The sequence below is a fragment of the Paenibacillus sp. J31R122 genome (assembly GCF_056269185.1).
In genome coordinates this window covers 254,996-278,067 of record NZ_JBWDNM010000002.1, presented here as the reverse complement: position 1 = coordinate 278,067, position 23,072 = coordinate 254,996, and the positions used below count along the sequence as shown (strand labels likewise).

At 41.3% G+C, this 23,072-nt stretch carries 26 protein-coding genes; 6 read left to right on the top strand and 20 right to left on the bottom strand.

Translation table 11 applies throughout. The features are described 5' to 3' along the window. Window positions 1-61: 61 nt before the first annotated feature. The 16 genes from AC0YN7_RS04405 to AC0YN7_RS04330 all read right to left on the bottom strand — a co-directional run bounded on the left by AC0YN7_RS04405 (window position 62) and on the right by AC0YN7_RS04330 (window position 15,688). Window positions 62-967, bottom strand: a complete 906-nt coding sequence (locus tag AC0YN7_RS04405) for a cation diffusion facilitator family transporter (RefSeq protein WP_475809107.1) — start codon at window positions 965-967, stop codon at window positions 62-64. A gap of 333 nt (window positions 968-1,300) precedes the next feature. After that, window positions 1,301-1,714, bottom strand: a complete 414-nt coding sequence (locus AC0YN7_RS04400) for a TerB family tellurite resistance protein (RefSeq protein WP_475808739.1) — start codon at window positions 1,712-1,714, stop codon at window positions 1,301-1,303. Between the two features lie 164 nt (window positions 1,715-1,878). Beyond that, window positions 1,879-2,154 (bottom strand): hypothetical protein, encoded by a 276-nt coding sequence (locus AC0YN7_RS04395; protein ID WP_475808738.1) that lies wholly within the window; start codon window positions 2,152-2,154, stop codon window positions 1,879-1,881. A 47-nt stretch (window positions 2,155-2,201) separates the two neighbouring features. Next, window positions 2,202-2,393 carry a hypothetical protein gene (locus AC0YN7_RS04390; RefSeq protein WP_475808737.1) on the bottom strand — a complete coding sequence of 64 codons (192 nt, stop codon included), beginning with the start codon at window positions 2,391-2,393 and terminating at the stop codon, window positions 2,202-2,204. Window positions 2,394-2,526: 133 nt separating this feature from the next. Continuing rightward, window positions 2,527-3,123 (bottom strand): YitT family protein, encoded by a 597-nt coding sequence (locus AC0YN7_RS04385; protein WP_475808736.1) that lies wholly within the window; start codon window positions 3,121-3,123, stop codon window positions 2,527-2,529. 203 nt (window positions 3,124-3,326) lie between these two features. Beyond that, on the bottom strand, window positions 3,327-4,781 hold the full coding sequence (locus tag AC0YN7_RS04380) for a bifunctional 2-methylcitrate dehydratase/aconitate hydratase (protein WP_475808735.1): 1,455 nt from the start codon (window positions 4,779-4,781) through the stop codon (window positions 3,327-3,329). 15 nt (window positions 4,782-4,796) lie between these two features. Continuing rightward, the gene (gene prpC / locus AC0YN7_RS04375; RefSeq protein ID WP_475808734.1) at window positions 4,797-5,918 is read right to left on the bottom strand and encodes a bifunctional 2-methylcitrate synthase/citrate synthase; all 1,122 of its coding nucleotides are present in this window, start codon (window positions 5,916-5,918) and stop codon (window positions 4,797-4,799) included. Further along, a complete protein-coding gene (gene prpB / locus AC0YN7_RS04370; protein WP_475808733.1) occupies window positions 5,919-6,806 on the bottom strand; it encodes a methylisocitrate lyase in 888 nt (295 codons plus the stop codon). A gap of 30 nt (window positions 6,807-6,836) precedes the next feature. Then, window positions 6,837-7,982, bottom strand: coding sequence for an acyl-CoA dehydrogenase family protein (locus tag AC0YN7_RS04365; RefSeq protein WP_475808732.1), 1,146 nt, complete (start codon window positions 7,980-7,982; stop codon window positions 6,837-6,839). A gap of 24 nt (window positions 7,983-8,006) precedes the next feature. Continuing rightward, window positions 8,007-8,867 carry a 3-hydroxybutyryl-CoA dehydrogenase gene (locus tag AC0YN7_RS04360; RefSeq protein WP_475808731.1) on the bottom strand — a complete coding sequence of 287 codons (861 nt, stop codon included), beginning with the start codon at window positions 8,865-8,867 and terminating at the stop codon, window positions 8,007-8,009. A gap of 27 nt (window positions 8,868-8,894) precedes the next feature. Continuing rightward, window positions 8,895-10,064: an acetyl-CoA C-acetyltransferase gene (locus AC0YN7_RS04355; RefSeq protein WP_475808730.1), complete on the bottom strand. Its 1,170-nt coding sequence runs from the start codon at window positions 10,062-10,064 to the stop codon at window positions 8,895-8,897. Between the two features lie 15 nt (window positions 10,065-10,079). After that, complete coding sequence (locus AC0YN7_RS04350; RefSeq protein ID WP_475808729.1) at window positions 10,080-11,228, bottom strand: acyl-CoA dehydrogenase family protein; 1,149 nt, start codon at window positions 11,226-11,228, stop codon at window positions 10,080-10,082. 352 nt (window positions 11,229-11,580) lie between these two features. Next, on the bottom strand, window positions 11,581-13,149 hold the full coding sequence (locus AC0YN7_RS04345) for an ABC-F family ATP-binding cassette domain-containing protein (protein ID WP_475808728.1): 1,569 nt from the start codon (window positions 13,147-13,149) through the stop codon (window positions 11,581-11,583). Window positions 13,150-13,293: 144 nt separating this feature from the next. Beyond that, window positions 13,294-13,803: a hypothetical protein gene (locus AC0YN7_RS04340; protein WP_475808727.1), complete on the bottom strand. Its 510-nt coding sequence runs from the start codon at window positions 13,801-13,803 to the stop codon at window positions 13,294-13,296. A 339-nt stretch (window positions 13,804-14,142) separates the two neighbouring features. Next, the gene (locus AC0YN7_RS04335) at window positions 14,143-14,418 is read right to left on the bottom strand and encodes a CD3324 family protein (RefSeq protein WP_475808726.1); all 276 of its coding nucleotides are present in this window, start codon (window positions 14,416-14,418) and stop codon (window positions 14,143-14,145) included. A 496-nt stretch (window positions 14,419-14,914) separates the two neighbouring features. After that, window positions 14,915-15,688, bottom strand: coding sequence for a Cof-type HAD-IIB family hydrolase (locus AC0YN7_RS04330; protein ID WP_475808725.1), 774 nt, complete (start codon window positions 15,686-15,688; stop codon window positions 14,915-14,917). A gap of 179 nt (window positions 15,689-15,867) precedes the next feature. Between AC0YN7_RS04330 and AC0YN7_RS04325 the strand changes: the two genes are divergently transcribed. The 5 genes from AC0YN7_RS04325 (at window position 15,868) to AC0YN7_RS04305 (ending at window position 19,363) form a co-directional block, all read left to right on the top strand. Continuing rightward, window positions 15,868-16,500, top strand: a complete 633-nt coding sequence (locus tag AC0YN7_RS04325) for a TetR/AcrR family transcriptional regulator (RefSeq protein WP_475808724.1) — start codon at window positions 15,868-15,870, stop codon at window positions 16,498-16,500. Continuing rightward, a complete protein-coding gene (locus tag AC0YN7_RS04320) occupies window positions 16,493-17,347 on the top strand; it encodes an ABC transporter ATP-binding protein (RefSeq protein WP_475809106.1) in 855 nt (284 codons plus the stop codon). The genes AC0YN7_RS04325 and AC0YN7_RS04320 overlap by 8 nt, the downstream gene beginning before the upstream one ends. Then, window positions 17,344-18,048: a fluoroquinolone export ABC transporter permease subunit gene (locus AC0YN7_RS04315; protein ID WP_475808723.1), complete on the top strand. Its 705-nt coding sequence runs from the start codon at window positions 17,344-17,346 to the stop codon at window positions 18,046-18,048. The genes AC0YN7_RS04320 and AC0YN7_RS04315 overlap by 4 nt, the downstream gene beginning before the upstream one ends. Then, window positions 18,045-18,773, top strand: coding sequence for a hypothetical protein (locus AC0YN7_RS04310; RefSeq protein ID WP_475808722.1), 729 nt, complete (start codon window positions 18,045-18,047; stop codon window positions 18,771-18,773). The genes AC0YN7_RS04315 and AC0YN7_RS04310 overlap by 4 nt, the downstream gene beginning before the upstream one ends. Before the next feature lie 416 nt (window positions 18,774-19,189). Further along, complete coding sequence (locus AC0YN7_RS04305; protein WP_475808721.1) at window positions 19,190-19,363, top strand: hypothetical protein; 174 nt, start codon at window positions 19,190-19,192, stop codon at window positions 19,361-19,363. A gap of 752 nt (window positions 19,364-20,115) precedes the next feature. Here AC0YN7_RS04305 and csaA read toward each other — a convergent pair. From csaA to AC0YN7_RS04285, 4 genes are all read right to left on the bottom strand, one after another. Continuing rightward, window positions 20,116-20,445, bottom strand: a complete 330-nt coding sequence (gene csaA / locus AC0YN7_RS04300) for a chaperone CsaA (RefSeq protein ID WP_475808720.1) — start codon at window positions 20,443-20,445, stop codon at window positions 20,116-20,118. Window positions 20,446-20,694: 249 nt separating this feature from the next. After that, a complete protein-coding gene (locus tag AC0YN7_RS04295; RefSeq protein ID WP_475808719.1) occupies window positions 20,695-21,336 on the bottom strand; it encodes an alpha/beta fold hydrolase in 642 nt (213 codons plus the stop codon). Window positions 21,337-21,362: 26 nt separating this feature from the next. Next, the gene (locus tag AC0YN7_RS04290; protein WP_475808718.1) at window positions 21,363-21,920 is read right to left on the bottom strand and encodes a YdeI/OmpD-associated family protein; all 558 of its coding nucleotides are present in this window, start codon (window positions 21,918-21,920) and stop codon (window positions 21,363-21,365) included. A 144-nt stretch (window positions 21,921-22,064) separates the two neighbouring features. Then, a complete protein-coding gene (locus AC0YN7_RS04285) occupies window positions 22,065-22,598 on the bottom strand; it encodes a GNAT family N-acetyltransferase (protein ID WP_475808717.1) in 534 nt (177 codons plus the stop codon). A 206-nt stretch (window positions 22,599-22,804) separates the two neighbouring features. On the opposite strand from AC0YN7_RS04285, the gene AC0YN7_RS04280 reads away from it, so the two are divergent. Then, window positions 22,805-23,068, top strand: coding sequence for a hypothetical protein (locus AC0YN7_RS04280; RefSeq protein ID WP_475808716.1), 264 nt, complete (start codon window positions 22,805-22,807; stop codon window positions 23,066-23,068). The last annotated feature ends 4 nt before the right edge of the window (window positions 23,069-23,072 follow it).

Here is a 23,072-nt window from a genome sequence, read left to right as displayed (position 1 = left end):
CTTCCCAAATGGGCCTTTCCAATGTCAACTTTAAGGGTGCGCTGATCTCATTAGAGTGTCTCTATTTGTACCATGGATTCAAATGGATTAACACTTCTCCAACATCACTATGGTTTTTCATAATAATCCGCTTAATTTCTCTGCTTATATCGTGACCTTGTTGAATAGTTAGACTTCCTAACACTCCCACCCTAACATCTACAAGAATATAATGACCATGTTCCCGCGCTCTGATCCGATCAATTCGTTTAACCTCAGTAATGCTAAATATAAGTTCGGCATACTCATTCATTTTTGCTTGATCGATCGTTTTATCCATTAAGATGTCTACTGCTTCTTTGGCCATATGAATCGAAAGCTTTAATACTAGAAAAGAAACGATAATTCCTGCTATAGGATCACCATACGATAATAACGTTATTTCATACTTGTCACCAAGCAAGCCTAATCCAATACCGACAACTGCAGCGATAGAAGCGTAAACATCAGCCAAGTGATCATACGCTGTTGCAATTAATCCTTTGCTATTAGCTTCTCTACCGATCCGAATGGTATATACATATAAGCCTTGCTTCCAGACGAGAGACAATAAGGCTGCAATCCAAGCAATTACACTCGCTTCTGAGGATTCGTGAAATAATGATTGGATCGCCTCATAGCCAATATATATAGCCGCTAACCCTAAAATACTGGCGACAACACCGGAAGCAATAACCTCGGCTTTACCATGTCCATAAGGGTGATCATTATCTGCAGGCTGCTTGGAAATTCGCATGGAGCTGAAAGCGGCGACCGTTGCAATTACGTCTCCCGCATTATGAATTCCGTCTGCTAATAAGACAGGACTGTGAAAAATATAACCAATAACAACTTTAATAACGGTTAAAATAGCGTTGCTTACTAAGCTAAGCCACATTGCGAAAGAAGCTTTGTTTTTCCCTGTATTCACAAATTGTCCCCCAACCATATTTATTGCACCAAGGAAACAAAAAAACCTCAGCCATTCTAGGCTGAGGTTTACTATATTCATATAAATGGTTCCTTGGGTTCGAAAAATAATTCAACAAAACAATCAACTCCATAAACAAACGTTTGATTATTTTAGCACTTTCCAACTCTTATTGCAACAAATATAACACAAATATTACGAACAAATATAACGAACAAATATACCCACATGAGTATACCGCATATATATTAGTCCATCTCTAAGTGATCATTTAAAATCCCTTACATATTGAATAAAGCCGCGATATTCGCGGCTTTCGTTCTCTTATTCTCTTAATCTTATATACCTCTATTAGTTAGAACTATTCAAAATGAGCTTCATGCCTTCAATCTTAATCTGATCCATACGAATTACCCAGCTTTTGAATGCCTCGTACGTATCATCCGTGAGATCGAACAGCCGCTTCATATCCATGATAACCTGCTTCTCATTATCATTGTAATCACCATCAGCATAAATCAGCAGTAAAATTTCTGCAAAGAAGATATGTTGAATCTGTTCGTCTTGTAAATCACCGATAATATCCGAGATTTCTCTATCTGCTGAGAAATTACAGTCCGACTCCTGCATATTCAACTCATCCAAAAAGGAATGCAGAAACCCTTTCTCTTTCTGATTTACGAACCCGTCAACATTTGCAACAAGATATGCTAGTTCAAGGAAAGCTTCTTTATGTTCTTTTTTTTGTATGAAATGCAAAAACAAAACTATCCACTCCTTAGCTTCACTTTTATCACTAATATCGTATTTGTTTCAACTAGTATTGAAATCGAAGACTTCTTAGTTCGTTATGTATTCCCCATGTTCTAGGCAGAAGGTATAATAAAGCTGTCGGGTTATAAGGCCTGACAGCTTATTTTATATGATTATTAGTAATTTTTAATAGCTCGTCCCTTATCATCGATGCTGAATTTCGCTTTTCTAACAACCGCGTCCTTCGTCATCTCCAATACTCTTGATGAAGGATTAGAAGCGTCAATAGTCGTCTTCCAGCCTTCAGTATTGACAAGCTCAAAAATTTCATTTAATTCCTTGTCTTTATAGCCATAGAAGCCGCTTAAACCAGCCCATTCCTTCAGAAGCACCTTTACTCTATGATCAAGTTTTTCTACAGGTGTTTCGCCTTTACTTCTTACTTTTACCATTAATAATTTACCCCTCTACTTGTGTAATTGCGTAGCAGTCCACTCCGTTATTTAAACTTTCGTAGATTCCTATTTCGCTTTAACCAATCCATGAATTCAAGAGCGCCAACGAACATCGCAAACAATATAAAAAGTGGAACAGACTTTTTAATTGGGATGAGATCGAACATCGGAGCAATGATTGCCGTTGCTCCTACTATAAGTATACCAAAAAGAGACAGCTTCCAACCACGTAACATTTCCGTGCTCACCTGCTTTGTTATCAAAGTGTGCTAGTTACAGTATAGTGTGAATACTCTAAGCTCGCAATAAATATCGCTTTAGCTTATTAATCGATATTTATTGACGAACTCACTCTCTCCCAATCAAAAGCTAATGAACCTTACTATGTCTGTTCAACGTGCATAGACTTGTTGCAACCCCTCCAGCTGTAATGGTCATCAAGGATAAGAAGAAAGTGTCTCCTGGAAGCAATATTTCGCCAAGACTAATGATTAGCAGATCGAATACTAATATAACGATACCGACATTTATTGGGAAAATCTTAGATATGAATTCCGCCAGCAAATCCATCCCTCCGGTAGAGCTTTCATAACGAAGCATAATCCCCATCCCTGTGCCGATAAAGAATCCGCCTACTACCGATCTTGTGAACTCCGTCCATTCGATATAATAACTAAAATAATATTGATAAGGCTCCATAAAATCGATAACATAACTTGAAAACAGCAAACCGCTTATACTTAAATACAATAAGTCTCGATTATAAAACCAGGCCAGCACAAATATCGGCACACTGCATAATATCATGATGAGCCCTATTTTAATATGGAATAAATAATTGATAATTAGAGCTATACCTATAATTCCGCCATCTAATACACCTAACGGAACTAGAAAAAAGTTAATGCCAATCGCGATTAAAATACTACCAGATATTATGGCAAAGATCTTATTTAAAGACAGCATCTCAATCATTCCTCCCAAGCGTAAACGGCTGTCGCCGTCCTTGCGGCAAAAACATTCGTTTCGCAGCGAAAAAAAAGCCTGTCTGATATATATGCAAGACCTGTCCAATGAATGAGAGATTTTCTATCTTTATAGATTGAAAAAACAAAAAGAGCCCACCATTAGATTTCCATTGGTGGGACTCCCTAATTGTATATTTCTGTTTAAATGATAAACAAATCAACAAACTCATGAACGGGTGTCTCATTGAGCTCCAGTTGATTATGGCAAAGTTTTAAAATGGCGTTTACTTGCTTTGGCGGAAAACGAGTGCTCAGACTCGACTCAAACTTTTGCTCAAGCAGAGGAATCGCTTCTCTTCGCCTTTTACGATGTCCGATCGGATACTCGACCACTATCTTCTCCGTTGCCGTTCCATCAGTGAAAAACAATTGAATCGCGTTCGAAATCGATCGTTTGTTTTCATCCATATAGTCTTGAGAGTAGCTAGTGTCCTCAATGGTGACCATCTTCCTCCGTAATTCGTCGATACGTGGATCTTGTGATGCATGATCTTCGTAATGATCTGCAGTCAACGTACCGAAGAGAAGCGCTATAGCCACCATGTACTGCAAGCAGTGATCACGATCTGCGGCATTATGGAGCGGCCCTGTCTTGTCAATGATCCTTAAAGCAGATTCATGTGTTGTGAGCTCGATTTTATCGATATCGCCAAGTCTATCTAAAAGGACAGGGTGCAGCAAAATCGCTGCTTCTACTGCTGTCTGGCCATGAAATTCTGCTGGATACGATATTTTGAACAGTACATTTTCCATTACATACGATTGAAATGGTCGGTTTTTCGTGAAAGATTTCCCTTTAAACAGAACATCGTAAAATCCCCAGTTTGGAGCAGACAAGGCAGATGAGTATCCCATTTCGCCCGTAACTGCCAGAAGCGCCAATCGAACAGCTCGGCTAGTCGCATCGCCTGCAGCCCAAGATTTTCGTGAACCCGTATTAGGAGAATGCCGATAGGTTCGGAGAGGATGACCATCGATCCAAGCGTGAGAAACGGCATTAATGATTTCCTCCCTCGATCCGCCAAGCAACTGAGTAACAACAGCAGTTGAAGCAACCTTGACGAGAATGACATGGTCGAGCCCTACTCGGTTGAAGCTGTTTTCCAGCGCAAGTATACCCTGAATTTCATGGGCTTTAATCATAGCGGTAAGCAAATCAAACATCATAATCGGCTGTTTGCCCTGTGAGACATTTCTACGACTTATATAGTCACATACTGCTAGAATGCCTCCTAGGTTATCGGAAGGATGGCCCCATTCTGCTGCAAGCCAAGTGTCGTTATAATCGAGCCATCGAATCATGCATCCTATGTTGAAAGCGGCTGTAATCGGGTCGGTTTGAAATGAGGTTCCTGGCACGCGAGAGCCGCTAGGAACGATAGTCCCTGGGACGACGGGTCCAAGCAGCTTTGTGCATGCGGGATAGCGCAAAGCCAGCATCCCGCAGCCTAACGTATCCATGAGGCACAACCTGGCGGTATCGTAAGCCTCCGTACTTTGGATATTACAATCTATTACGTAATCAGCTATTTCTACAAGCAATTCATCAGCATTCGGCTTGTCATTGCTGCTAATTGCAGACATCGTTCTTCCCATCCTTCCCTTCTCCTATCAGGATCGCATATCAATTGCAGACCAAAGCTTCAAGTCGGGACCGATGTAGTCAGCGTTAGGCCGAATTAGACGATTACTCGCACGCTGTTCGATGATATGAGCTGACCAGCCGCTTGTTCGTGAAATAACAAAGATCGGGGTAAATAACGCAGTAGGTATTCCCATCATTCTATAAGCTGACGCGCTGTAGAAATCCAGGTTAGGAAACAGCTTCTTCTCCCGCTGCATGACCTGTTCAATGCGTTCTGAAATTTGAAAGAGCTTCATTTCTTTTACGTCTTCTGAAAGTTTTCTCGACCATTTCTTTATAATATCCGAACGCGGATCAGAGACCGAATACACACGGTGGCCGAAGCCCATAATCAGCTTCTTCTGAACTAGCATTTGCATAATAGCGGCTTCCGCTATTTGAGCAGAATCAAATAACTCGATTAATGCCATTGCTGCTTCGTTTGCTCCTCCATGTAGATTGCCTCGCAGCGTTCCTACGCCGGTTGTAATTGCAGAGTAAAAATCGGACAAGGTAGAAGCTGTTACACGTGCCGCAAAAGTAGACGCATTAAACTCATGCTCCGCATATAAAATGAGTGAAACATCCAAAGCTAGCTCATGAAGCTTGCTTGGCTGACGTCCATGCAGCAAATGAAGAAAATGTCCGGCGACACTTTTGCTATCCGAAACTGTTTCTATTTTCTTACCATGCTTATGAAAGTGATACCAGTATAGAAGCAAGGATGCACTGCATGCCAGCAGCCTATCGGCAATATCAATTGGGCTATGTCCTTCTGCTTCAGGTTCAAATGCGGCTAGCGCGGATATGCCTGTTCGTATGACGTCCATAGGATGGGTGCTGCTTGGCAATTGTTCAAGTATCTTCTGCAAACCATTAGGAATCCTTCTTAAGCTTGATAGCCTGTTCCTATATTGCTCTAATTCGGTTTCATTCGGAAGCTTCCCATATATGAGTAAATAAGCGGTCTCTTCGAATGATCCGTAATTAGAAAGATCCTCTATCGAATACCCGCGATAGGTCAGTCCTTTTCCTTCCTTGCCTACAGTGGAGATCGCTGTTTGCCCAGCAATAACATCGGCTAGTCCGCCGATTTTGTTAATCGCCATCTAAGGATCTCTCCTCTCTGATCCGAACAGCTGATCCAGCTTCTGTTCATAGTCCAAATAATGAAGAAAATCATAAAGCTCTGCTCTGGTCTGCATAAGATCGATCACATTTTTCTGAGTTCCTTGCTCTCGAATCGCGCGGTAAATCTGAAGAGCAGCCGCATTCATCGCGCGGAAGGCTGATAAAGGATAAAGCGCCAGACTTACTCCCGCTTCCCTTAATTCATCTATGGTGAATAGCGGTGTCTGCCCGAACTCCGTAATGTTAGCAAGAACCGGAACCTTCACCGCATCAGCAAATCTTCTGTAATCCTCTAGGTTCATTACCGCTTCAGGGAAAATCATATCCGCTCCAGCTTCCACGCATTCACATGCTCTTTCAATTGCCGCATTCATACCTTCAACTGCCAAAGCGTCTGTACGTGCCATAATAACAAAATGTGTGTCCTTACGTGCATCAACAGCTGCTTTAATGCGGTCAACCATCTCTCCTTTACTGACTATCGCCTTATTAGGACGATGACCGCAACGTTTGGCCATTACTTGATCTTCGATATGGATACCGGCGGCCCCCGCGCGAATCATCTGATTAACTGTACGCTCAATTTGAAAGGCTCCCCCAAATCCAGTATCGGCATCGACCAACACAGGAAGCTCGGTTACGCTAGTAATTCGCCGCACATCCTCTAGGCAATCGTTTAATGTTGTAATACCGAGATCGGGCAACCCATATGAAGCGTTCGCAACACCAGCTCCTGATACATATAAAGCGCGAAAACCAACCCGCTCCGCCATCATAGCGGAATAAGCGTGAATTACACCCGTGATCTGCAGAGGCATTTCGATCTTAAGCGCATCCCGCAAATGCTTTCCGGGAGAAAATCCCATTCCGTCACCGCCTTTAAAAGTAAAGAACCATTATTTCAACAGTTGACTGCTAATTACGATACGGTGAATTTCATTAGTCCCTTCATAGATTTGCGTTACTTTGGCGTCTCTAAACAAACGTTCCACTAACAGCTCTTTGCTGCACCCATCCGCACCCAATAACCGGATAGCCTCACTAGTTACCTCAACCGCCGTATCGGAGCTAATCATTTTTGCAATAGACGCTTCCTTTGTACATGGTAATCCAACCTGTCGTAAATAAGCGGCCCGATAGACGAGCAGCCTAGCAGCCTCCACCTTTGCAATTAAATCGGCCAACCGTTCATGATGCATCAGCGGCTTGCTATTTGATTTCAAGGCTTTTACTTCATGTTGTATATGATAGTGCTGTTCTAACTGTTGAAGAGCTGCCTGAGCAATGCCAAGCGCTTGCGCTGCGATGCCAATCCGACCACCATCTAACGAGCCTTTGGCAATGGCAAAACCTTCTCCTTCAGCACCAAGCCTTTGATTTACGGGAACCTTCATTTGCTCAAAAATCAACTCGCAGGTGTTGGAACCATGAAGGCCCATTTTTTTCTCCTTCCTTCCTATCCGAAAGCCTGGTGTATTTTTATCTATAATAAATGCGGTCATTCCCCTCGCTCCTTTGGAAGGGTCAGTAACAGCAAACGTGATATAAATATCTGCGGCACCTGCATTTGTTATGAATACCTTGGACCCATTCAAAATATAATGCGCTCCATCCCGTACTGCAGATGTGCGAATAGCGGAAGCATCTGACCCAGCATGAGGCTCAGTTAAAGCAAACGCGCCTAAATACTGTCCTGAAGCTAGCTTGCTTACGTAATTTATTCGCTGTTCTTCTGTTCCATTTTGAATGATCGGAAGGGTACCTACAGACGTATGAACGGATAAAATAACTCCGACAGCGGCGCTTACTTTCGAGATCTCGTTAATGGCAAGGATATAGGATATAAAATCCGATCCCGCTCCGCCCCATTGAATCGGTATAGGAATACCCATCAGCTCGAGCTGAGCCATTCTCCTTATGAGCGCGGATGGAAACTCGTCATTCCTTTCCATAGAATGTACGGCATGGATAATCTCTGTTTCCGCAAAATGACGAACCTTACTCAGAAGCTGTTCTTGTTCCTTCGTATATCGGAGTTCCACATTCAGGCACTCCCTTCCGCAAGCCTACCCCGGAACCTCATAACTGAAAAAGCCACGTCCCGTCTTCCGCCCTAGCCAGCCGGCGTTCACATAGTTGCGCAGTAACGGACATGGCCTATATTTACTATCCCCGAAGCCCTGTTGCAGAGTTTCCATAATGGCCAAACAGGTATCGAGTCCAATAAAATCTGCGAGCGCAAGCGGCCCCATTGGATGGTTCATGCCAAGCTTAATGACCTGATCAACTGATTCAGGGCTAGCAACACCTTCATATACAGTAAATATCGCTTCATTAATCATCAGCATTAGGATACGGTTGGATACAAAGCCTGGAAAGTCCTGCACCTCAACGGCTGTTTTCCCAATTGCTTGCGTCAGCGTCATGACGCAGTCGAATGTTTCATCCGAAGTTGCTATTCCTCTAATAACTTCTACTAACGGCATGACAGGTACAGGGTTCATAAAATGCATCCCGATTACTTGCTCCGCCCTCTTCGTTGCCGAGGCTATTTCTGTGATGGATAGTGAAGATGTATTCGTCGCCAGAATCGTATGGGGCAAACAAACCTGATCCAGTGCTTTAAACAATGTTTTTTTTAATTTCATATTTTCAGGAGCAGCTTCAATAACGAGATCTGAATCCCTTGCGTTTACTAAGTCTATAGATGGCTTTATATGATCGAAAATTTTCTTCTTCTTCTCTTCCGTCAAACGGTCTTTAACAACTAACATGTTCAAGGACTTATCGATTGCGAGCAAGCCGCGGGCTACAGCCTTTTGGTCGATGTCGTAAAGATTTACCTTCAGCCCTTTTTGAGCAAGTATTTGAGTGATGCCATTGCCCATCTGTCCAGCACCAACAACCGTGATCTTATGGATTTTCACTTATACCCACCTCAGTCTCCAGCCAGCTTAACCATCCACCCGAATTAATAGAGCATCTCCCTGTGCTCCGCCGCTGCAGATCGCGGCAATACCAAGTCCTCCGCCTCGTCTCATTAGCTCATGTATTAACGTAAGCACGATTCTCGCTCCACTTGCACCAAGTGGATGCCCTAGCGCTATGGCTCCTCCATTTACGTTAACCCTCTTCGGATCCCATCCTAGTATCTTCTCGCAGGTTAGAATAACAGCCGCAAATGCTTCATTGACTTCGAATAATTGAATATCAGCGAGATTAATTCCTTCTTGCTGTATTAGCTTTCGGATCGCAAGCGCCGGTGCTGTGGCAATATAAGGAGCATCTGTCCCGATAGCCGCATGACCGATAATTCGCGCCATCGGCCTTATGCCTCTTATAGCCGCCTCATCGCTCGACATGACCACCATTACGGCGGCGCCATCATTTACACCTGGAGCATTTCCCGCCGTTATCGTGCTTCCTGTCTCCCCGATTGGACGAAGGTTGGCAAGCTTATCGGCATTCGTATCCGCTCGCGGGCATTCATCTTGTTCAATAAGCGATGAAGTAGTAGTGTATGGAACAATTTCATCGGAAAACAGCCCCTTCTGTATGGCGGAACACGCTAATGAATGACTCCGCAGCGCCCATTCATCCTGAGCTTCTCTACTGATTCCATACTCCGCTGCCACACGACTGCCATGTTCAATCATTGGAACATGAGCAAATGCACATTGTAAGCCATCATGTAGCATGAGATCGGTAAGCTCCGCATTCCCCATTCGATTGCCCCACCTTGCATTAGGGAAGGCATATGGAGCATTGCTCATACTCTCCATTCCACCCGCAAGTAGTATATTGGCATCGGAGGATCGAATGATTTGGTCCGCTAATGTAATCGCCCGAATCCCGGAGGCGCATACTTTATTAATCGTTTCCGACGGCATGCTCCAATCAAGACCAGCCAGCCTTGTTGCTTGCCGAGAAGGCAGCTGACCAGCTCCTGCCTGAAGAGCCATGCCCATAATGACACCTTCTATGCTTGCTGCATCTATCGCAGCCTTCTTGATTGCACCATTCATTGCGGCGGCACCGAGTTCAACAGCTTTTACATCCTTGAACATTCCTCCGAATTTACCGAAAGCAGTTCTTGCACCTCCAACGATGACCGACTCGCGCATCTTTCATTCAACCTCCTAAGTCATCAAGATGCGTGAAATGAAGTCCGATTTCAAGCCTCCAGTTCCGAGTTCAGTTTGCAAGCACTTGGCATCCCTCATCAAACGCTCCATACGATATTCACGCATATATCCGTATCCGCCAAACACTTGGACAGCATCTATGGTGACTGACACTGCCATGTCAGCGGCGTACTTTCTTGCTATAGCAGCCTCCTTACTGAAGGATAAGCCCTCATCCCCGCGCCATGCGGCCTGATAGCTGAGCAGCCTTGCGGCATCAATCTTAGCTGACATATCGGCTAGCTTAAACGAAATACCCTGGTTACGTCCGATTTGTATGCCAAATTGCTGGCGTTCCTTCGCATAAGCTGTGACCGCATCCAACGCCCCTTGTGCAAGACCGACCGCTTGTGCCGCCGCGCTAATGTAACCTATATCAACGAACGATCTAATAATCTCTTGTCCCTGTCCCTCTTTTCCTAATCTATTCCTTTCTAACAGCTTACAATTTTCAAGTGTCATTTCTCCTGTCATTAGGGAGCGCAGCCCCAGCTTGCTCGTTTTTGTCGTAATAGTCAGTCCTGGCACATCACTTTCGATTAGAAAAGCACTGCTGGCCCCCTTTCGTTTAGACCCTTGCAGTTCTGCATAAATGACATAATAATCCGCTGCTCCCGCGTTAATAACAAGTGAATGAGCGCCATTCAAAATATACTCGTCTCCAACGGTATGAGCAGTTATTCCGTTATCTATCTTCGATTTATCAGAATTAATGGTATCAATATTAGGAAAACAGCATCCGCCAAGCCTTGTTCCCTGTGCCGCTTGCACAAGTGTTCCCTTCTTTTGCTCCTCGCTTCCGAATTTGTAAATCGGCCACGTTGCATAAACAATATGAGCAGCTAAGACGGCAGCCGTCGATGCGCATACCTTAGATAGTTCTTCAATTAGGAGGGTATATGTTAATAAGTCGCTTTCTGCACCGCCGTAATTCTCAGGAAAAAGTACACCTGCAAAGCCTAAAGCTGCCATTCTCAAAAAGAGACTGTGGTCAAAACGCTCCTCCTCATCCCGATCATTGGCATGAATAGCGACTTCCCTCCCGGCAAAATCCCGTATGAGTGAACGAGTCAGCTCTAACTCCTTGGATATAGAAAAAAGCATCTCCCTCCTCCTCTGGTACAAAGTGGACAAAGTTCGACGGTTTCCGCGTTTAGCGTATTATATGAGTGCAGCCATATTAAAAATAACTGAATGTACGGAAATTATTAGCCTCTTTCAAATAAGGCAACAATGAAAAAACGTATTCCCCTATGTTAAGGAAATACGTTTATGTTATTTAATATTAATGTGATTAACAATAATTCTAATACGAACACTATTGTTTCAAAGGTCGACGTAGTCGTTTCTTCTTAAAATATAGGAAAGTATAAGTTTCAGGCTTATACTTCGCCTATATTTCACCGCGAAACGAGCTTATGCCGCCAGAGGACGGCACCAGCCGTTTATGCTTGCCCTATAAGTTCTGCTGGATGATTCCTTTGCCAGGCTCAAACTTAAGCAGCTTCGTCGCGATCTTGTCTATGAAAAACCGATCATGACTTACCGTAACCACCGCTCCCGGAAAATGAATCAAAGCTTGCTCCATTACCTGAATGCTTGTCAGATCAAGATGGTTCGTAGGTTCATCTAATATGATAACAGCGGCACCAGAAAGAAGGCATTTCGCCAAGGCAACACGCGCTTGCTGTCCGCCCGATAGGTTTCCGATTACTTTACTTAAGTCCACTTCCGAGAACTGCAGCATCGATAGGAACTTGTTTACTTTCTTGCGCGGTGCGTCCAGTCCTAGCCCATATATATTTACAGCATGGCTAACCGTATCATTCAGGTCGAGCTCGTCCCACATACGATTAAAATAGGCGTAGCTGACTCCTTTCCCGAACAATACGTCACCTGAATCAGGCTGCTCTTGACCTGTAAGAACCTTGATTAGAGTAGATTTACCGCTACCATTGGGACCAATAATGGCAATCCGATCTTCCTTCTGAATGTCAAAGGAGATCTCTTCAAATATAGAAAGGTCTCCAAATCCCTTACTGATTTTGCTTACTTGGCAAAGGTTGTCCGGAAAATGCAGATTCTGATAAATATCAGTAATGAGTACATTAACCGGATGCGGCTCCACACGTTTCTTCATGTCAGCAAGCTTACGGGACAACCGATCCTTTGAGGATTTCTTTTGTGATCGGGTATCGATCTCTTCCGCTTCCATAATAAGAAGCTCTTCCTCCCACTCGAATTGACGGTCAAGCTCCTTCTTGCGCAGCTTCTTCTTTCGAATGTAATCGGTATAGTTTCCGTCATATTCCTGAAAATGATAGTTTTCGATCTCTATCGTACGCGTAACGACCCTATCAATAAACTGACGATCGTGGGATACCAGAATCATGGTACCTTTGAATCGGTGCAGCCATTGCTCCAGCCAGACTAAACCATCTAGATCTAAAAAGTTAGTCGGCTCATCTAACAACACGATGTCAGGGAGTTCAATAAGCATTTTGGCAAGCGCCGCGCGGTTTCTCCAGCCTCCAGATAGCTCATCGACTGGCTGATTCCGCGAATGATTGTCAAAACCCAGCTTCGTTAAGACGGTGTCGATGTCGACCGAGACATTCCAGCCATCCAAATATTCCATCTGTTCAAATAGCTCTGCTTGCCGCTCCAACAGCTTATTTAACTCATTGTCATCTGCTTGACTGAGCTTATCCTCCATCTCCTTCAGCTCTCGTTCGATAATCGAGATATGCTCGAAGCACAATTCAAGCTCCTGTTGGACGGAGTTTGTACCAGAAAGCTCTGAAAATTGAGAGAAGTAGCTCACCTTAAGCTGCGGATCTACTTCCACCTTCCCAGCTGTTGGTTCTTCTCTTCCGATAATCAATTTGAACACGGTTGATTTCCCAGCACCGTTCCGACCAATGAGACCGATTCGCTCCCCATTACTTACCCGAAAATAAATATCTCGAAAAATCAGTGTGTCACCATACTTTTGCGTTACATTTTCCATTCGAATTACACTCACGGTTTACACCTCTAAATTCTATAATCATTGTGTAGAATAATCACATTTGTATTACTCTCTCTGTCGATGCTACAGTAATTTTCGCAACAGTCAAGAAACAAGTCTTTAAACAAAAAAAAAGCCGCATTAACTGCGACTTTAAGCTTAAGGAACATATTGCTGCACGATACGGGTTATAACTCCATTCTTCACCGTTAGATGGTAAGGGAAACTTTTAAGTTGAAGGTCATCCTCGATTTGAATGATCTCTACGAACTTTTCAAGTGAAATTTGTTCATCCCATTCGAAGTCTGCTTCTAGTATATTGCCAGTTCTATTATAAATTTGCATAAGAACGATAGCATCGTCAGCTATAGGCAAAGATTCTATTTTGCTGTCATCATTAACAATGTAGTATCCATCAGGTGGACCATCCAGCTCAGAATCTCCTTCGATCTCAAGAAACTTCTGGTTCGCCAGATCTCCTTCATACCAATCGATTTTGTCTACGGACAATACATAATGATTACCCTTCTGCTCAACATTCTCGATATACCCTGTTTCTACATTTGGCGTAATATTAACGGGTTTATATTCGCGGCTCCCCGCCAGTGCAAAGCTAAACGCGCTCAGACAAGCAATAGTGACAACTGCAACCATCGTATATTTTTTCATCGCTCTTACGCCCCTTCAGTCTGGTCTCTATTCTTATTCCGCCTACTTATATAATATAACGAATGAGGGCCAAATTAAGTTACAAAAAGGCTACAGAAACCATTAAATATTTTGTAAAGATTTTTACCATCCTTTAACCATGCTCAAACCTTCCTAAACAAGAACTTTTTAAATTGTTAACCTCTTGGAATGATGGGCATATGTTCTAGTTGGATGAGGTAAAACTTATAGTTCTTATATTTTAAAAAAATCCCTTTCGGCACACAGTGTCTTATGCTCATATGAGCATGAACGTAAGACACCGATAACCAAATAGGGATTTATCATTATTCTTCATTATTAACTAAGAACTCTAGCTTTCACAACAATTTTGCGAATGCTTTCTACAGATAAGTGGTACTTGTTCTCCAGTTCGGAGACGGTCCACCCGTTAGCATAAAATCTACAGATTTCCTGATTCCTATCTGCCAGCATCTTTCTCGTACCGCTAACCTCACCCCAGTGGGCCCGTTGATTAGTTGGCTTTGGAATATAAATTAAATCACCTTGTATATATTGCTGCAGCTCTTTCAATAAGCTAGGGGGAAGAACATCTCTTCCATTTTTGTAGTTCACGATAAAAATCCTCCTCAAATAGGATAGAACTTGCTTGCGATGTTGAAGTTGGAGCTGTTATCATTTTTCCTACCTCCTTCTTAGTTTTTGAACTTTTGGATTATTTGGATACTGAAACTAAAAAAACCGTGGATGGCTTTTCCTCCACAGGTTTCCCCTCAAACACAAACGGACTATTGTCTATTGGTTTGATGTACCATTTACTTATCATAATGAAAGCACTTACTGTTTACAAGATATATTTCAATAAATTCCCTATTATTTATAAACATGTGGGTTAGGATTTTTTTAAGGGGAGGCCTTACGGCCTCCCGGGTAAAATGGTCTCCGTCTTAAACGGAGATCACCTCATGGTTTGTAATCAAATCGATCAACTCCTTTCCAATTATTTCGTCGGCCCGACTTCTACATTGTACTTCCATTTCATGGATGAGCGAAAGTGCAAGAATATCTATAAAAGAACTTTACCAGACAGCACGCTTGCTGTATAAAAACGCTAAAGTAATCCGACCATTTTAAGCCCATATAGAATGCCGTCCTCAGTTACATCCTTAGTGACATAACGCGCGACTTGTTTGACAACATCAGGTGAATTCCCCATCGCAACACTATGGTATACACATTGAAGCATCTCAAGATCATTGATCCCATCGCCAAATGCATATATATCTTCTTCCTTAAAGCCTGTACGCTCGATAAGCGCTTGAATTCCTCTTGCTTTCGATCCGCCTGGTGGAAGCACGTCACTTCCATAATCATGCCAACGAATAAAACCAAATTCAGAGAAATTATCTTTGTAGCAGCTCTCATCCTCTTTTTTACAAAAGAGCAGACACTGATATATTTCACGGCCTTTATGATAATCATGATCTATTTCAGGCAGCTTGGCTTTCAAGGATTCACAATCTGCTTCCACATAAGCATTCAGCCCCGTGCTTGTGCGCATTTCATCAGGCGTCATAAACACCAAAGGATGATGATTATTGACAGAGATCTGTGTAAGCTCTTCCAGACGATCGGGATCAATGGCATGACTGTAAAGCACCTCTCCCTTGTAACATACATAAGAGCCATTAAAGCTAACATAGGATTCAATACCCAGAGCTTCGCTAACTTCCTTTAACATGAATGGCCCTCGACCGGTTGCGATAACTACTTCATGTCCAGCTTTTTTTAAATCAGTTATCGCCTGCTTCGTGGATGCAGGAATTTTCTTATCATGATCAACTAAAGTTCCATCTATATCAAAAAAAATAAGCTTTCTATCCAAAACTACCTCACTCCATTTCTCATAGCTGCTTAAAGCATTATCGCATAATTACTGTTCTTGCGGTGAAAGTTTCAGTCATTGATACCTTGAATTTATTTGACAAAACATTCTATGTTCGATTATGGTGAATATAAAATAAAATCATTCACATAAATATTAAAAGAAAAGGAGTTTATTCGATGCCTAAAAAATTCAACGAGCAAGAAAAACAGTGGATCAGCCAAAAATTGTTCGAAGAAGGTAAACGAAGCTTTGAAGCTGTAGGGTTAAAAAAAACAAGTGTGGAGGATTTAACGAAAGCTTCCGGAATCGCACAAGGCACCTTCTATAAGTTCTTCGGATCGAAGGAAGAGCTATTCTATCACATTCTGCTCGAGGAAGAGGCCATTATACGAAATCGACTTCTCGCTTCTCTGAATGACACAGACATTGTGACCAAAGAGAGCATTCGACAATTCCTGCTTGAATCATTTCGTTTATTAGGCGAAAGCCCATTGATCCGACAAATGTATTTGGAAGGTGAAATTTCGCAGCTCATCCGAAAGCTGCCGCAAGAGCTGCTGGATCGCAATTTCACGGAGGATACGGATGCTATGCTGCCGGTTATTCAACATTGGCAGTCAGCAGGCATTCTTATACATACACGACCTGAGCTGATTGTCAGTATGATTAGATCGCTTGTGCTCCTTTCTTTACATCAAAAAGAGATTGGTGCGAATATTTATACGGATACGATCGAATTTATGTTTGATTTGATCTCGGAAGGAATGCTAGCAAAGAGTGGTAAAGGGGTGAGCATTGATGATAATTGAGGTTGATCAACTGCGGTACGCTTATCCTGGGACAGCGAAGACAGTACTTCACGGCATCGATTTCTCCATTTCCTCTGGGGAAGTTTTTGGTTTTCTTGGACCATCTGGAGCTGGAAAAAGCACAACTCAAAAAATTGTTATCGGATCCCTCAAAAACTATACTGGCAGCGTAAAGGTTCTAGGAAATGAAATTAAGAGTACTGGTCCTGATTATTATGAACGAATCGGTGTCGCATTTGAGTTCCCTAATTTCTATAGTAAATTTACAGCTCTTGAGAATCTGAATATGTTTCGTTCCCTTTATAAAAGCAAAACGCAAGATCCAATGTGCCTATTGGAACAAGTAGGACTTGAGGATGCTGCGCACATGAAGGTGTCTCAGCTTTCTAAGGGAATGAAAATGAGACTGAACTTTTGCCGTTCGTTGCTCCATCATCCTAATATTTTATTTCTCGACGAACCAACTTCCGGACTAGATCCTGTTAACTCCAAACGAATGAAAGAGTTAATTTTGAAAGAAAAAACTGCAGGTACAACTATTGTAATCACAACACATAATATGCAAGCAGCGGAAGAGCTTTGTGACCGTGTAGCATTCATTGTAGATGGTCAGATAAAGCTCATTGACTCACCTAGAGAATTAAAACTGCGACATGGCCAAAAAAAAATACGTGTTGAATACTTGAAAGATCACGTACTTATTACGGAACATTTTCCAATGCGTGGATTGGCTGAGAACCATACGTTTATAAACCTACTGCGTAATGAACGGGTAGAAACAATACATTCATTAGAAGCCACCCTTGAGCAAATCTTTATTGATGTAACAGGGAGAACCTTAATATGAGACTACTCATGACAGTCATGCACGATATTCGCTTCCAATGGCGCCATCGGTTCTACATCGTCTATATTTTTGTTTGCTCGATCTACCTCATATTACTAAATACTATTCCTGCACAATTTAAAGAATCGGTAACATTATTGCTAACCTTTTCTGATCCGAGTGCGCTAGGGTTAATGTTGGCGGGAGGAATCGTATTGTTAGAGAAAGATCAGGGCATTCATGATAGCTTATTCGTGACCCCCATACGTTTAAGGGAATATTTGCTTGCTAAAGCGATTTCTTTGTCCATACTCTCCATCCTAGCCGCCTGGATCATTCATGGCTTCTCCATAGGCATACCGGCATATCCTTTTCATTTTACGATTGGGGTTATACTTACTTCCAGCTTATTCACTTTACTCTCCATCGGAATAGTCGTTCGGTCGCATTCAATTAACGGTTTTATTCTCTTATCGCAGCTTTATGCCCTGCCTCTTGCGCTTCCTTTACTCGATTACTTTAATATTGGGAACAGAATTCTTTACTTGATCTTCCCAACGGAAGGTACTCTTTTACTCTTAAAGTCGATCATGCACCGTGTCTCTGTAGGAGAAACCATTTATGCGATTATCATTTTATTAATTGGCAACGTTGTTGTTTATTGGTGGACTCAACAGTCCTTTAAGCGTAAAATTCTGATGAATATAGGAGAAGGCAAATGATGATGAAGTTTCAAGTATTATTAAAAAATGATATGCGGCAAATTTGGATGGACCCGATGCTTATGGCTAGCTTGTTTGGACCACTCGCCTTAATTGCTTTTGCGCGTTATATCTTTCCCCTCTTATCGAATTGGCTAGAGCAGCAATTCACCTTCTCACTATTGGATTATTCGGACTTTACTACAGCCTTTCTAATGCTTATTATCCCTCTTCTACCGGGGACGATGGCAGGATTACTCATTCTCGATGAGCGGGATGAGAACATGATCGCTTATTACACCATAACCCCTCTTACAAGAAAAGGTTATTTTGTTTATCGATTGTTTTTGCCAAGCGTCCTGTCCTTATTATTAACCTGTTTATTTTTTCTTGTATCAGGAATTGCTGAGATCCAAATCGAAAGCTTATATATATTGCTATTACTGACAATTGAGGCGCCTTGCCTAGCTCTTTTTTTAGCTGCTTTCGCTACGAATAAGGTAGAAGGCTTAGCGTTATCCAAAATTAGCGGATTGCTATTCACTGGACCCATAGTTGCTGCATTTGTACCTGTGCCATGGCAGTATTTAGGGATGTGGATCCCTACGTTTTGGCCTGCTAAAAGTTATTTGCTTGGTTTATCAGAAGAAACACTAGCATCATTTGCTGCGTTTGGAATCGGACTCATCTTTCATCTCATTTTGTTGAAAATCATGTTTCAAACATTTTTGAAGCGTATTGATTAGAAATATAAAGGCGAACCTGACCATCTCGAAGAATGAAATAGCACAATGAAGGGGATTACTCTTTATTAAGGAGTGATCTTCATGCTATTAAAAAAAACCGGGATAAGTTTAATTATTTTTATACTAATAATAGCTTCAGGATGGTTATTGGATAACTTTATTCGCCAGCAAAGGAATAGCACTGATATGCATTCACAGTCGACAAAAAAATATAATATGTTTTCATCATATGATTCTCATAATAAGTTGGAATATAATACGCCTTATCTTCCACGAGAGTATGTTAGAATAATTCATTTAAATCCGAAGGATTAATTTAAATTCTCTGTAAATACGATTTTAGTGCTGATGAACAGGCACATAAAAGAGAATTTTGTTATACTGTTAAGTATCAATTTGTTGGAGGGCTTGTGAACATGAAAATATACGTCATTTTATCTTTCAACGAGGACGGAATGGAAAATGTATATGTAGGTACGGATGAGGAAAAAGCGCTTGCGTTTAAACCTTCCGATTTTGAAAATTGTGATGCCTTATTTGTAGAGATATGGGAAGACGGGAATAAAACAGACGATTATCGGCTGGAATAAATTTCTTCATATTGGCATACAAAAAACCACGATCCATTCGGAGAGACCACTGAAGAATTATGCGTTTTGTATCCAAAGAATGCGGAGTCTGCGCTCCTGTGACCGATTTTTGTGTCCTAATCTTCCGAGCTCTGCAAATTCTCCAGGTCGTCCGCAGCTGTCTCTTTGAGCACAAAAAAAAACTCCCTGGATTTAAGGAGACCTAAGTAGTAACAAAAATTCCAGATATATCGGTAGTGGATTTATTAGAATACTCATATTAACCGAATTGCTTCAGTCGGTGATAGAAGCTAATTCGACAATGAAGAGTTCCTCAATCTTTCATTGGAACATAATATGAGCTTACCTAGTGTTAGCTACCGCTTGAATGATGTTTTCTTTGAACTATCGAACACTTGGCTTATTGACATATTGTCTTGCAAAATTCCAGCGGATTGATTAACATCTTCTACTATCGTCATTAAGCTTTTATCGATCTGTTTTAATTCATTAATCAAATAACTTTCGGTCTCGTCAACAGCAAAAAATGTAATAGGTAAACTTTAGAAATGATCCCCTATTTCTTCCTTGTTGTTCGTTCAGTTGTTCATTTATGCGTGCCAGCCCTTTAGCGGGAAAAGGCAGCCAATAAAAATATTAGCTGCCTTTTCATATTATATTATAAATAAATTTAACATCTTTACCTCTCAAGCAAAAGAGACCTCAAGGCGGTTTACGCCTTGAGGTCCTTCTTCATTAAGTGTTATTTCACATCATGCAATAGGTGTACCGTTTTTAACAGGTTCATCTGGTTTTAATAATACCACGTCACCTTCTTCTGGTGTACCGCCGATTACTAATACCTCCGATTTAAAGCCTGCAATACTTCTTACTGGAAAATTCATTACTGCGATGACTTGTCGTCCAACCAGTTCTTCTGATTCATATCTTTGGGTAATCTGAGCAGATGAGCGTTTAATACCAAACTCTCCAAAATCTATTTCTAATTTTATTGCCGGTTTTCGGGCTTCCGGAAACGGCTCTGCTTTAATTACTGTACCAACACGGATATCTAACTTCATAAAATCCTCAATTGTAATCACGTTTGCTGCCTCCATTTTTTACAGTTACGCTAATTTCACGAACTAATATCTTTATCCTTGCTTACTCTTCGCGATAGAAAATCATGTATTATGTCTCCTAAAGCAGTCTGATTGTCTAGCCATGGGTAATGTCCGGCTATAGGAATCAACTTGAACTCGCTGTTAGGTAATACATTCGCAAGCTCCTTCGAGTACTTATATGGCCGAGGGTCTACATCACCATGGATTATTAGTGATGGGCCTGTATAGTTAGAAATAGCTTCTGTGAAATCTATATTTTCCAACTTTTTGATTGACCTCATTGTTTACAAACATACCATCCACTCGCGGTAGCATTTCATATTTATCTTGATTATATATATCTGCTCTCAAACTGAGCTCACGTATTCGGTCTTTCGTCCGTTTATGTTCAACATCATCACTTAATTTCCCTATTATTGAGCGTAAATAAGTGTATTCTTCTCTATTTTCAACACTCATATTTTGGAGTCTATTTGCCCGATATTCATTGTGCCAGGCGGGATTAACTCCTGTTCCCGACATATAAATTAATGCCTTAACGCTTGAACTATATTTGATCGCATATGCTAAAGCCAATGACGCACCCCAAGAATGTCCACAAACAATCCAGCTGTCCAAACCTAAATGAATCCTTAGCTGTTCCAGATCTTCAATAAATGTCTCAACATCATAGGGGCCTTTCTTCTCAGACCTCCAGCTTCCTCGCTGCTCATATCGAATTACCTGATAACGATCATTTAGCAAGTCATCTACAGGTTCTAGATAATCGTAAGCTCCCGGACCTCCATGTATTAGCACTAAAGGGATGCCCTGACCTTGAGTTGTATGCCAGAGACATACTCCATTTATTTTCGAGACATTCTCTTGCATGTAACTCCTCCTATTGTGTAGAGACTCTACTCTAAGAGACGACCATTATCATTCCATTGTCCATACATTATATTTATACGGGTTTGTTCTATAAACTTTGTCAATCGATTATAATACAGCTTTTCATCATTCTGCACAGACTGGATATTGTCGATCTTGATTCTAACATACAGTTCTGGCAAAGCTATAAAATTCTGATAAAGTACTTCATCTTTACGCAATTCCTCCATGATAGCTTCATGAATTATAAAAGATTCGGCATTCATATCAGGCAACACTTTTCTTCCTGCTTCTGTCATTAATCCTAATTTATCTAATCGTCTAACACGTTCTTTATTTAGCTCTGTCCAGTTACTCCTTTTTCTCCTGGGTGAAAATCGTTGTCCCGTTTGAGTATCATCCAATTTCTTTTTGGTGCTATCAATCCAGCCAAAACAAAGGGCTTCTTCAACAAAATCTATATAATTGACTGAATGATTTATAGTTGATACTAACCAACAATAATCTTCAGTACTATGATTGTCGATTAGCCAAATTCGCCAATCTTGTCGTGTGTGAGCTTGTACTATTTTATCTATTACCATACGCTGGTCACTCCTTACTAAAATAATTATTATCGGTTCTCAATAACTATTATAAGCAACCATTACAGACACCTGTATGTCCGTGTTCTATTTACTCCTAAATCAAAATCAAGTCTTAGCCCAGTAAAATGCTACAATATCGGTTCATTGCTCATTACGTTCCCAGCGTTCTCGACTTAAGTAAAAATATAATAGCTGATCTCTTAATTCAGGTTCCTTTTCGAAATGAAGCTTTTCAAGTAACTTAATTGATCTATCATTTCCTTGTTTCGCAGTAGCCTCTATTATATTCAAACCCATATGGTTGAATCCAAATTCAATTACAGGTTTCAATGCTTCTTGCATATATCCTTTTCCCCAGTGTTCCTTAGCTAGATCAAAACCAATTTCTGCTCTTGGCAGTAGTTCTCCTTGAATCCAGCAATGGAAACCACAAGTTCCAATGAATTGAAAATCAGTTTTACTAAATATTCCCCAGCGGCAGCCCGTATCTTCAATATGAAATCTAATTATTTCTTCAGCCTCGTTTAAATCTTTACAAGGACTTATATCCATAAATTTTGTAACATTTTCATCCGAAAAATGCTTAAAAACAGCTTCAGAGTCATCTAATGTCAAAGTAGAAAGCTTCAATCTATCTGTCTCTATTTCAGGAAATTTATAATTAGATTTAGTCAATTGGTGTAATTTCTCCTTACCTAAAGTATAATCAAACCTTTTCCGGATAATTTTATAAACATCCTCTTATTAATTCAAGAGTATACTTATTTATAATAATTCTTTACCTAGATAGTAGCTACCTATGATAAACTTAAATTATTAAAATTTACCAATACGCATTGAAGGGTGAGGGACGGGTCATTAATGATATCGATCACCAGACGTTGAAGCTAGACAAAAATAAAAAAGTAGCAAATCAAGATGCAGCTATGTTTGTCAAGAATCAGGTTAATGATAATAAGACAGTCATAAACCAAATTACTCTGAATGAGGATAAGACGATGGTACTTCAGAGCACTTTGATTGTGGAAGGTCAGATCGTGCATGAAGTTAAAGTTAACGCACTGGAAGTGGATGTAAATGCCGATAGCGGTATGTTCGAATCTCCGGATGGTCGTCATGCAGGAAAAGTAGTCGAGCTTAAGTAAGGTA

Bases quoted from the DNA above. Each gene is read 5' to 3' on its own strand.
- AC0YN7_RS04405 (WP_475809107.1), bottom strand. From the start codon at position 967: ATGGTTGGGGGACAATTTGTGAATACAGGGAAAAACAAAGCTTCTTTC.
- AC0YN7_RS04395 (WP_475808738.1), bottom strand. From the start codon at position 2,154: ATGGTAAAAGTAAGAAGTAAAGGCGAAACACCTGTAGAAAAACTTGAT.
- AC0YN7_RS04390 (WP_475808737.1), bottom strand. From the start codon at position 2,393: ATGTTACGTGGTTGGAAGCTGTCTCTTTTTGGTATACTTATAGTAGGA.
- AC0YN7_RS04385 (WP_475808736.1), bottom strand. From the start codon at position 3,123: ATGCTGTCTTTAAATAAGATCTTTGCCATAATATCTGGTAGTATTTTA.
- AC0YN7_RS04380 (WP_475808735.1), bottom strand. From the start codon at position 4,781: ATGGGAAGAACGATGTCTGCAATTAGCAGCAATGACAAGCCGAATGCT.
- prpC (WP_475808734.1), bottom strand. From the start codon at position 5,918: ATGGCGATTAACAAAATCGGCGGACTAGCCGATGTTATTGCTGGGCAA.
- prpB (WP_475808733.1), bottom strand. From the start codon at position 6,806: ATGGGATTTTCTCCCGGAAAGCATTTGCGGGATGCGCTTAAGATCGAA.
- AC0YN7_RS04355 (WP_475808730.1), bottom strand. From the start codon at position 10,064: ATGCGCGAGTCGGTCATCGTTGGAGGTGCAAGAACTGCTTTCGGTAAA.
- AC0YN7_RS04350 (WP_475808729.1), bottom strand. From the start codon at position 11,228: ATGCTTTTTTCTATATCCAAGGAGTTAGAGCTGACTCGTTCACTCATA.
- AC0YN7_RS04340 (WP_475808727.1), bottom strand. From the start codon at position 13,803: ATGAAAAAATATACGATGGTTGCAGTTGTCACTATTGCTTGTCTGAGC.
- AC0YN7_RS04325 (WP_475808724.1), top strand. From the start codon at position 15,868: ATGCCTAAAAAATTCAACGAGCAAGAAAAACAGTGGATCAGCCAAAAA.
- AC0YN7_RS04315 (WP_475808723.1), top strand. From the start codon at position 17,344: ATGAGACTACTCATGACAGTCATGCACGATATTCGCTTCCAATGGCGC.
- AC0YN7_RS04310 (WP_475808722.1), top strand. From the start codon at position 18,045: ATGATGATGAAGTTTCAAGTATTATTAAAAAATGATATGCGGCAAATT.
- AC0YN7_RS04305 (WP_475808721.1), top strand. From the start codon at position 19,190: ATGAAAATATACGTCATTTTATCTTTCAACGAGGACGGAATGGAAAAT.
- AC0YN7_RS04295 (WP_475808719.1), bottom strand. From the start codon at position 21,336: ATGCAAGAGAATGTCTCGAAAATAAATGGAGTATGTCTCTGGCATACA.
- AC0YN7_RS04290 (WP_475808718.1), bottom strand. From the start codon at position 21,920: ATGGTAATAGATAAAATAGTACAAGCTCACACACGACAAGATTGGCGA.